General features: G+C 57.3%; 9 protein-coding genes and 1 pseudogene. 8 read left to right on the top strand and 2 right to left on the bottom strand.

Going from position 1 to position 10,272, the window contains the following annotated elements; all coding sequences use genetic code 11:
- Nucleotides 1–471 precede the first annotated feature (471 nt).
- Nucleotides 472–1,728 (top strand): RHS repeat domain-containing protein, encoded by a 1,257-nt coding sequence (locus VQ830_RS28275; protein ID WP_438618903.1) that lies wholly within the window; start codon nucleotides 472–474, stop codon nucleotides 1,726–1,728.
- Nucleotides 1,725–2,312 carry a hypothetical protein gene (locus VQ830_RS28270; RefSeq protein WP_337271473.1) on the top strand — a complete coding sequence of 196 codons (588 nt, stop codon included), beginning with the start codon at nucleotides 1,725–1,727 and terminating at the stop codon, nucleotides 2,310–2,312. The genes VQ830_RS28275 and VQ830_RS28270 overlap by 4 nt, the downstream gene beginning before the upstream one ends.
- A 119-nt stretch (nucleotides 2,313–2,431) precedes the next feature.
- Here the strand turns inward: VQ830_RS28270 and VQ830_RS28265 are convergent, their stop codons facing one another.
- Complete coding sequence (locus VQ830_RS28265) at nucleotides 2,432–3,043, bottom strand: DUF4291 domain-containing protein (RefSeq protein ID WP_337271472.1); 612 nt, start codon at nucleotides 3,041–3,043, stop codon at nucleotides 2,432–2,434.
- Nucleotides 3,044–3,292: 249 nt separating this feature from the next.
- Here VQ830_RS28265 and VQ830_RS28935 point away from each other — a divergent pair, with 249 nt between their 5' ends.
- The 3 genes from VQ830_RS28935 to VQ830_RS28255 all read left to right on the top strand — a co-directional run bounded on the left by VQ830_RS28935 (nucleotide 3,293) and on the right by VQ830_RS28255 (nucleotide 4,384).
- The gene (locus tag VQ830_RS28935) at nucleotides 3,293–3,688 is read left to right on the top strand and encodes a DDE-type integrase/transposase/recombinase (protein WP_438618900.1); all 396 of its coding nucleotides are present in this window, start codon (nucleotides 3,293–3,295) and stop codon (nucleotides 3,686–3,688) included.
- A 16-nt stretch (nucleotides 3,689–3,704) separates the two neighbouring features.
- Nucleotides 3,705–3,944, top strand: a complete 240-nt coding sequence (locus VQ830_RS28930) for an integrase core domain-containing protein (protein WP_438618898.1) — start codon at nucleotides 3,705–3,707, stop codon at nucleotides 3,942–3,944.
- Nucleotides 3,945–4,012: 68 nt separating this feature from the next.
- The gene (locus VQ830_RS28255) at nucleotides 4,013–4,384 is read left to right on the top strand and encodes a nucleotidyl transferase AbiEii/AbiGii toxin family protein (protein ID WP_337271471.1); all 372 of its coding nucleotides are present in this window, start codon (nucleotides 4,013–4,015) and stop codon (nucleotides 4,382–4,384) included.
- 314 nt (nucleotides 4,385–4,698) lie between these two features.
- Here VQ830_RS28255 and VQ830_RS28250 read toward each other — a convergent pair whose 3' ends face one another.
- Complete coding sequence (locus tag VQ830_RS28250) at nucleotides 4,699–5,595, bottom strand: LysR family transcriptional regulator (protein WP_337271470.1); 897 nt, start codon at nucleotides 5,593–5,595, stop codon at nucleotides 4,699–4,701.
- A gap of 108 nt (nucleotides 5,596–5,703) precedes the next feature.
- Between VQ830_RS28250 and VQ830_RS28245 the strand changes: the two are divergent.
- The 3 genes and pseudogenes from VQ830_RS28245 to VQ830_RS28235 all read left to right on the top strand — a co-directional run.
- A pseudogene (locus tag VQ830_RS28245) lies at nucleotides 5,704–6,123 on the top strand (alpha/beta fold hydrolase); the annotation flags it as partial.
- Between the two features lie 76 nt (nucleotides 6,124–6,199).
- Nucleotides 6,200–6,856: a DUF4440 domain-containing protein gene (locus VQ830_RS28240; RefSeq protein WP_337271469.1), complete on the top strand. Its 657-nt coding sequence runs from the start codon at nucleotides 6,200–6,202 to the stop codon at nucleotides 6,854–6,856.
- A 668-nt stretch (nucleotides 6,857–7,524) separates the two neighbouring features.
- Nucleotides 7,525–10,272, top strand: a 2,748-nt coding sequence (locus VQ830_RS28235) for a beta strand repeat-containing protein (RefSeq protein WP_337271468.1), incomplete at its 3' end; no start/stop codon positions are given.

Here is a 10,272-nt window from a genome sequence, read left to right as displayed (position 1 = left end):
CCATTCCAACATCCTCAGGTCCGCGCTCTGCACGTGCCAAGCCTGGACAGATCCGTCGTCTCTACGAATATGACAGTGCCTTTGCGCCCATCAGCATTGACGACAGCACCTGGGGCAAGCGACAGTTCACCTATGACGATAACGGTCAGCTGACGGATGCCGATGCTGCCTTCGGCTCGGAGCGCTTTCAATACGACGACGCCCGCAATATCGCAGGTGCTTCCTCATCGATCTCGTCCGATCCAGTCCCGACGCCTTATGGCCGCGACTTCGACGAAACCTTCGGTTCAATCATCCCAGCACCGAAGCCGGTCGGCTGGCAGACATCGGCGGGCGGCGTCGTTCAAATCGCCCGCGGCCCGAAGGGTGAACGTATCCAGCTGAAGCATGACGACTGCGGACGCCTGATCGAGCGGAGGGTGGAGCGCGACGGCTTTCGCCCACAACGCTGGCGCTACCGCTGGGACGTGCATGACCGGCTTGTCGGCGTCACGACGCTGGAAGGCGAGGAATGGCTGTTTCGATACGACCCGTTCGGAAGGCGCGTGTCGAAGGTTCGCCGCTTTGCCGAGCAGGAGCGCCACGCTGCCGCGCTTCGTTGGCCAAGCCTTGTGGGCGGCGATGGTGTACCGCTTGCCACGCGGCCGGCGCATGAGAGTGCCACGCCCACCGATGCCGTCCCTACCGTCGGCACGGCTTATCTCTGGGATGGCGATCATATGGCGGCGGAAGCGCCGCTCCATCTCGATGGCCACGTGGCCTGGGATGACGCCACGCACTGGCACNCGGCCGGCGCATGAGAGTGCCACGCCCACCGATGCCGTCCCTACCGTCGGCACGGCTTATCTCTGGGATGGCGATCATATGGCGGCGGAAGCGCCGCTCCATCTCGATGGCCACGTGGCCTGGGATGACGCCACGCACTGGCACTTCGAAGAGAACAGTCATCGACTGCTCGCCAAGCAATTACCCTCCGATGAGATGCTGGCAGTGGTTTGCGATCATCTCGGCACGCCGAAGGAGATGTTCGACGATAAAGGCGATCTCGTCTGGGCCGCCGACCATCATGTTTGGGGTGCAATCCGAACCACGCGGACATTTGGCGCCCTTGCCGTAGCGTCGAGGCAGGAACGCGAGCCAGATGAACTCTTCTGCCCTTGGCGGTTTCCTGGCCAATACGAGGATGCGGAAACCGGGCTCTACTACAACCGGCACCGGCATTATGATGCGCTCAGCGGGCAATATGCGAGCTCCGATCCGATCGGACTAGATGGAGGAGATCGACCACAAGGGTATGTGGATAATCCGGCGGCGTTTTGCGATCTTTTTGGATTATCGGCGGTCGCTGCAGCAAAAGGTTCTGAAACATATTATCGTGTGATGTCGCCGGCGGACTTCGCTGAGCTTCAGAAAACAAATAAGCTTCCGGCGACAAGGGAAACATTCATAGCTACGGATCCTGGATATTATAGCCACAAGCAATATGATGGAATCTTGGTAAAGTTCGAGGCTCGAGCGGGGACTAGATCAAAACTCTACGCGCTATCGGGACGCCATGGTCGTGACGTATCAGCACGTGCATATCCAGATCTGCCTCTCGCGCAAAAATGGACTGAAACAGGCGGGATGTTTAAGGTGGAAAGAGGATTTGAGAATATCGGGTTAGGTCGTGGTCCAGCCCTCGAGACTTTCAACTCTAACATCATCAGGTACGAGCCCGTAAAATGACCCGCGAGCAGATAATAGAATCCATGAACACCGAAAATCTCGGATACGACGAGTACGAATCTAGAATTACAGAATATATGGACAAAGCCGAAACGGTTGACGACGTAAGTCTTCTTCTAGAAATCGCGTGTCAACGTCGAAATGAAGCAATTGTCGATGCGATTACCTCTGTGTTGGGACGCCGTCATACTTTCTCTGACATTGCAGCGCACAGTAAGTCGGCTTCGGTGGACCGTCTACTAAACCTCTTAGCCGAGATGCTCTCGCAAACATGGCACGGTGCCCACGAAGACTTGGTTGCAGAGCTCGAAGAGTTTCCCCATCCTAAAGCGATTGAGACACTCCGGCAGATGGTTGACATAAAACCAACGATCTTGGCCGAGCTAGATGGTGGCGACGCGCTTTCACGGAAGGCTATTTGGGCTCTTGGGAAGATAGCCTCACCCTTGGATGATAGAAAAATAGATCCTGAGATAAAAAGTGCTGCCCTCGACGCTCTAAATGATCTCTTAAACCATCCAGATAAGCTTGTTGTTGAGCGGACGCAGAAACAGCTAGATCGAATTTCGGAAGCTCATCGATAAAACAGCGTTAAATCACTCAACTGGATATGCTCCATAATCCAACAACAGCTACTCTACTAATATTATGGAGGAAATTTTCTCGTCGAAGCGGCGTTAAATGCTTTTTCGTCTAGAAAATGCTAGAACCTTCGGGGAATGGAAGCCCCAAGCTCAAGCGCTATATCTTCTGATATTGGGTATGGCTTTTCTCGGTTAAGCTTAGCTTCTAGCTCTTGAAATTTTCCGTCCATTCGAAGTCTGTTGAGCTTAGCTACTTCATCAGTAATATCACTGATGGACCTGATCCAATCTTGCGAGTAGGCCGCAATCATTGCACCCGACAAACCGATTTGGATGCTCCGGAGGCCCTCGACCACCTCCATGTTGATGTCTCTCTCCGGATCCCACTGCACCCTCACGTCCGATACTTTCAATTTTCTCCTCCACGCCTCGACGCTTGGATGGCAACTTGGGTCGAAACGGCTCAGGCAAGCTCGGCTGAGTGCGACCTGAAAGCATTCTCGCTCCAATTTTATTTCGAGAATTCTGCTCTGATTGACATCCTTCAGACCCCAGTTGCATCTGTACATCATCCAGAAGAATGAGGGCTTAATCCATGTCATCCGGTTGAGGCTAAACGAAGGATGCCTGAGGTTTCCAGTTGCCAGCGCATGGTTTGCAATCTCGTCGTTGAAAGCTTGGTAGACAGTGACAGTACTCTCATCAAAGACCGCACGAATTTCTTTTCTCAACGCAAACACCCGACTTGCTCGGTGGATCGTCCATACGATGTATGTCGTGGGCTATCACGGTGATTTTATGGCAATTTTTCTAAAAGAAATGGTCAACCGCGCTGAGCGGTGTTCCAGCTCCTGCCTGGTGAGGCGCTCTTAGAATATGGGGTCGTTTGCGGGAGGCGTCAGTGAGACCTGTTTTCGTTATAGCCCAAAGCGCAATGCGGATAACGATGCGATCGCCATCTGCTGCTTGGGCTTGTGAAGGTGAAGAAGAGCTGGGGCTTCGGTCTCTGCTTCCTGCATATGCGCAATGTCCAGGGCTATCGCTGGAACCACAAACGCGTCTACTGTCTCTACCGGGAGCTTGAGCTGAACCTGAGGATCAAGCCCCGGCGGCGGCTGAAGCGCGAGAAGCCAGAGGAATTGGCGGTGCCCGATGCGCCAAACGTGGTCTGGTCGATGGACTTCATGGCGGATCGCCTGGCGGACGGTCGCCAGTTCAGGCTTCTGAACGTGTTGGACGATTTCAACCGAGAGGGACTGGGGATCGAGGTTGACTTCTCACTGCCTGCCGAGCGGGTCGTGCGCAGCCTCAACCAGATCATCGAATGGCGGGCAAGCCGCTGGCGATCAGGGTCGATAACGGGCCCGAATACGTAAGTTCGAAGCTGGTCGAATGGGCAGAGAAGTAAGGGATCGCATTGAACCACATCCAGCCCGGCAAGCCCAGCAGAGCGCCTATGTCGAGCGCTACAACCGAACTGTTCGGCATGAATGGCTCGATCTGTATATTTTTGACAGCATAACGGAGGTGCAAGAGATCGCCACGGAATGGCTTTGGACGTATAACCACGAACGGCCCAACATGGGCATTGGCGGCAACACACCCGCTCAGAAACTGAAAATGGCTGCGTGAATTCTACCCCTGAACACTGTTAAAACGGGGAGGATTACCTCTCTCTCCGACCCCCTAATCTAAGGCGGTTGGGTCCGCGTCCGCCGAGCGAAGGCGTCTTGCGTCCGGAGATCAGAATCGAGTTATCGTCGTTCCCGGTCGCGGCTGCCCCGGAAATACCCCCGGTGTCATCGTTCGTGGCGGAGGCAAGGAAGGAGAAGCCGGAAGCCATCGACGTTAAATGTGTGAGGCTGGTGGCAACTGCCGCAGATAAGTTCATCGCTCTCGCGCGTCGCGCCGGGTTCGCGTTTTTCAGTCTTGGCGAGCTTGACCACACGCCTGTCCGACACGGTTACGATCTATCGCGGATGGATGGTAAAGACATGGACACAGCGGTCACGATCCCGCTCGAGACCATGAAGGCGGAAGCCGCCACACGCGCGGGCGATTATCCTGCTTAAAAAGATGATCCCATTGGCGAGACACTCCGCACGTACGAAATCATGGCCAGCCATACGGAATTTGCAGGAGGCTATTCGAAATGACTTGGTGATCTTGTTCACGGCGATATGCCGCAATTCAAGGTCGCCTTCGAGGCGACGCATCATTTCGCTGAGCGACTTCGCACGGCCCAACTTGATGATCGCAGTGCGGTAGGAATCTGATTAATTTCCGAGAGCTTTTTGACCCCAGGTACGGGGTTGCCGTTCGATTCCTGTCAAACTAAGCATTCACATACTTTATCAGGCACACAAGAAATTCGAGGGCATTTGGCTCAGAGGGGTGCTTTACCGAGGCTTCTTTCAAGTATGTCTACGAAGCAGCGCACCTTCGTACCCAACATGCGAGAACTTGGGTAAACGGCATGTATGCCTAAGCTTTTAGTGGCGAAATCGGGCAAAACCTGTTCCAGTCTGCCACTCGCGATATGCTCCCGAAGCAGGAATGTTGGCCCATACACGATGCCGCCGCCGTCCAGGGCCGCCGCCAGCAACATCTGCATGTTGTCAGCTTTCAGGCGTGGTGGTCCAGAAACCGTCACCGTCTTGCCTTTTCGGTCGGTGAAACTCCAGTCTCCTGCGGACGTCGCCTTACTGAAGGCGAGGCAGTCGTAACGCCGAAGGTCAGCCGGATCGTTCGGCCGCCCATGCTTGTCGAGGTAGGAGGGAGCAGCACAGGCTGCCATTCCGCTTTCGCCGAACTTGCGGGAGATCAGACTCGAATCGGGTAGGGTGCCGATACGTATCGCCATATCGAATCCTCCTTCGATGAGATCAACGTAACGATCCTCCAGGCTCATTTCGACGAAGACGTTCGGATAGCGCTTTGTGTATTCTGCAACTGGCTGGCCCAGATAAAGAACGCCGAACGTGGTCGGCGCTGAAACCCTCAGCGTGCCATGCGGTTGGTCCTGCTGCTGTGAGGCGCTGCGGTCAGCCTCGTCCAGAGCGTCGAGGATGAGTCTGCTACGCTGATAATAATCCAGACCGATGTCGGTCAGATGCAGCTTTCGCGTCGTTCGCTGCAAAAGCCGGACACCGAGCTCGGCTTCGATCGCGGCCACATGTTTCCCGGCCATCGCTGGAGTAATGCCGTGCGCTCGTGCTGCAGCGGCCAGACTGCCATTGTCGACGGCGGAGACAAAAACCGATAGTCCGAAAAAGCGGTCCATCAATTCGATCCTCTGGTTATCGAGTGTATCAAATTATTAGTGGATTATCGCTCGCATGGGAACGTCATATCTAGATGATATCGAAGTCACTACTGAGAGGAACGATCAATGGAAATCAAAGCAAATGGCATCAAACTCCATTTCGAGGATCATGGGGCAGGCGAGCAGACGCTAATTTTTCTTCACTACTGGGGAGGAACCTCGCGGACTTGGGACAACACGATCAAGGCGCTGAAGTCGAAGGTTCGCACGGTCGCTTTCGATGCCCGCGGTTGGGGCAAGTCGGATCGTCCGGAAAGCGGTAATGATATTGTTTCAATGGCCAACGACGTCGAAGCCGCGATCGCTGCATTGGAGCTGAACAACTTCATCTTGGTAGGCCACTCGATGGGCGGAAAGGTCGCCCAGCTTCTCGCGTCGAGGCAACTTGCGGGACTGACAGGGCTCGTCCTTGTCGCGCCGTCGCCGGCTCATGGCAAGTCGCTGCCTGAAGACATTCGCGAAGGCATGAAGAGAGCTTATTCGGTCGCCGAGTCGACGGCATGGACCATCGACAACGTCCTCGTGGAGATTCCCCTTTCGCAGGTAGTGCGGGAGCAGGTCATTGAAGATAGCATGGGCGGTGCCAGGCGCCGCGAAGCAATACTGGCCTGCTGCCGCGATCTCGGAAGACGTCAGCGCAGATATCGGCCTCATCGATGTCCCAATCCTTGTGATTGGTGGCGAGAAGGACAAGGTGGACAGCGTCGAGCTGCTGGAAACCGTCGTCGTCCCGTCTCTGCCCGGCGCGCAGCTGACCGTCATTCCCGGTGTCGGCCACTTATCTCCTCTGGAAGCACCACACCATGTTGCATCAAGGATCGATGCCTTCTTAGCCGGCGGAATGGTGAGCGCCCCATATCCAGAAGATGTTGCGACAGCTTTTGACAGCGGGCTTAACAGCGGCAACGTCGATGGCGTCATGACGCTCTTCCATCCGCAGGCCGTTATGCGCACGACCGACGGCTTGGTGGTCGACGGTGGCCCAGGAGCCATCAGGGGTGAAATCAAAAAGTTGGTTTCCTTGAAGCCGATCATTAAGAATACCGTCCGCCTTGTCCTGAAAAGCGGTGATATCGCGCTGCTTCTTCTCGACTGGGAGATCAGGGTCGCGCCTGACGACCATTCCAGCGTTCAGCACGGCACTGCCACCCAGATCGTCGAGCGCTCGGCGACGGGCAATTGGCAAATCCGGGTCTCGAACCCGCTTGGTACCGGATAACCGCCTCAAGCGAAGGCTCCCAATAGTTTGGGCGCATTGAACGTATATTGAACGAACGGCCCCTTGCAGGACGGGCGGTCCTTCCAAGCCCAGTCGGCCACTTGAGTCCTGAGTCCAGCATGGGCAAACAGTCTACTTGCAAAGCTCTGGCCGCCGATAAAGGGAGATGCGTGAGGTCTCCATATTTCCACGTCGGCGGTTCGTACAATTAAGGCGAAAATCACTGGCGTGAGGACTCTACTGGCCTGGATTTCTTCAGGAGGTCGACAGGGCGGCGGTGAGACCTCGAAACGCGATCAGGAGAAGTGCGAATGTCGCCGAGGCATAAAGGAGATTCAGGAAGCGCCTTACTCAATGCCCACAGCCGTGCGGAATTCGCCTCGACCAATCCATTCAAATAAGCGTCTCGCGTAAGACTGATTCGTCGAAACCTTTAACGGACTCATTGAGCCAAGACCTGCAATCGGAAGTGTTGAGCATGAACCAATAGCACATATGTATTAGTTGATTTCCAACCGCTTAGCCGAGTTTGTGACTTTTCGGCGACAACTTTAGATTATTCAAGTTACAGCTTAAATATGCCATTTGATTGCTCGATAAACTGGTGCATGCCCTGGGGTAATTAGGTTGGCGTCATCCGCGCTGCTGACCTTGATTGAGGGCATCGCATGAAAGTTTCATTGTTTCAATTAAAGTCGACAGGCTGGCTTACGGCGCTGTTGTGGCTAGCGATGTCGCAGGTCAGTCTGGCTGCGGGACCATTCTGCACCACTCCTCAGGCCGCGACGGTTAATTCGGGTGGTTCTGTCACCTTCGACGTCAGTAATTGTGACGGTCCGGACAATTTTGGTATGGCCGATCCTGGCGTACCTCCCTCGCATGGCAGCTACGTCCTTACGGGCCAACTCGACGGGGCAGGAACCGAACGTGTGACCTACACAAATAACGGAGATGGCGCGACGTCGGATTCGTTTTATATCGAGGATAACGAAAGCCCCGCTAACAAAATTGTCTTCAACATTACCATCAACCCTTCGCGCACTGCCAGCATCACAGTTTCGCCGTCCAGCGCCAACGAGGATAGCGGTACGGCCTTCGTCTACACGGTGACGCTCAGCGCGACCAGCAGCACGCCGACCACGGTGAATCTGACCCGAAGCGGTACAGCCACGGTCGGCACCGATTACAGCGGCGCGGTTAGCAGCGTCACAGTGCCAGCCAATGTTACTTCCGCCAGCTTCCCCATCACGCCGGTGGCCGATACCACGGTGGAGCCCGACGAGACGGTGATCTACCAGGTGGCCAGCGGTAGCGGCTACTCGATCGGTAGCCCGTCGAGCGCCACCGCGACCATCGTCAACGACGACGCGTATCCAACGTTGTCGATCGGCGACGTCAGCGTCGCCGAAGGCAATAGCGGCACGACCACGGCGACGTTCCCCGTCACCCTCAGCGCGGCGAGCAGCCAGACTGTCACCGTCAACTACGCGACCGCCAACGGCAGTGCCAACGCGGGCAGCGACTACGTCGCCCGCTCAGGCACTCTGACCTTCTCGCCCGGCACCACTACGCAGAACGTGGCAGTCACGGTAAACGGCGATACCACGGTCGAGCCGGACGAGACGTTCACGGTAACGTTGTCCGGCGCCAGCAACGCGACCATTGCCCGCGCCACGGCCACCGGGACCATCCTCAACGACGATGCGACGGTGACGGTGGCGCCGGCGTCGCTGCCGGCAGCGACCGCCGGTGCTGCCTACAGTCAGACCATGCTCGCCAGTGGCGGTACCGCGCCGTATAACTTCTCCGTCACCTCCGGCTCGTTGCCGCCTGGCTTGGTCCTGAGCAGCGCCGGCGTGCTGTCCGGCACGCCGACCGCCAGCGGTAGTTTCAATTTTCAAATCAGCGCCACCGACAGCGGCACCCCCAACTCCGGCAGCCGCAGCTACACGCTGACGGTGGCTGCTCCGACGCTGACGCTGCCGGCGACGACGCTGACCAGCGGCACCGCCGGCCAGGCATACAGCGCGGCGATCACCCCGGCCAGTGGCGGCATCGCGCCTTACGCCTATACGATGAGCGCCGGTGCGTTGCCAGCGGGCATCAGCCTGAACAGCGCCAGCGGCACGCTTAGCGGCACGCCCACCGCGGTTGGCAACTTCAGCTTCACTCTGACCGCCACCGACAGCACCAGCGGAACTCCTGGGCAGGCCAGCCGCAGCTATACGTTGGCGACCGTCGCGCCGACCTTAACCATCACGCCATCGACCTTGCCCGCAGGCATCGCCGGCAGCGCCTACAGCCAGACCCTGAGCGCCAGCGGTGGCACCGCACCTTACAGTTTCGCTGTTTTCGCAGGGGCGTTGCCCGCTGGGCTTAACCTTAACTCCGCCGGCGTCCTCTCCGGGACACCAACCGCCAGCGGCAGCTTCAACTTCACCGTCAGCGTCACCGACGCAGGCGGCTTTGGTGCGACGCAGGCCTACACCCTAGCAATCGCTTCGCCAACGCTGACCATCACGCCGTCGACCTTACCCGCCGGCATCGCCGGCAGCGCGTATAGCCAGACCCTAAGTGCCAGCGGTGGCACCGCGCCTTACAGTTTCGCCGTCTCCGCAGGGGCGTTGCCCGCCGGGCTTACCCTGAACTCCGCCGGCGTCCTCTCCGGGACACCAACCGCCAGCGGCAGCTTCAACTTCACCGTCAGCGTCACCGACACAGGCGGTTTTGGCGCGACGCAGGCCTATACCCTAGCGATCGCTTCGCCAACGCTGACCATCACGCCGTCGACCTTGCCCGCAGGCATCGCCGGCAGCGCGTACAGCCAGACCCTGAGCGCTAGCGGCGGCACCGCGCCTTACAGTTTCGTCGTTTCCGCAGGGGCGTTGCCCGCCGGGATTTCGCTGAACCCGTCAACGGGCGCCATCACCGGAACGCCCAGTGCCAGCGGGAGCTATAACTTCACCATCGAAGCGACGGATGCGAACAACGCGGCAGGAACTGCTCAGTACGCCTTGACGATCGGCGTTCAAGCACCGGTCGCTAATCCGGTAACCTCCACGATTGCCGCAAACTCACATGCAAATCTGATAACGCTCAATATCACCGGCGGCCCGGTAGCATCGGTTGCTGTCGCATCAAATCCGTCTCACGGCACCGCCAGCGTTTCAGGAACGTCAATCGCATACACGCCTGCTGCGGGCTATTCTGGTATCGACAGCTTCACCTACACCGCAACAAACCCCGCTGGCACCAGTGCAGCTGCGACGGTGACAGTCACCGTTACACCGCCAAACTTCGCCTTTACGCCAGCGGCAGGAACTCTACCAACTGGACCGGTAGGCACAGTCTATCGTCAGACAGTTTCTGCAACTGGCGGAACGGCTCCTTACGTTTACGAAACTTCAGCTGGAGCT

This window comes from Oryzifoliimicrobium ureilyticum, from assembly GCF_037199735.1.
Classification (GTDB): domain Bacteria; phylum Pseudomonadota; class Alphaproteobacteria; order Rhizobiales; family Rhizobiaceae; genus Rhizobium; species Rhizobium ureilyticus.
Note: the sequence above shows the minus strand (reverse complement) of the source record. Positions and strands in the feature narration are given on the sequence as shown.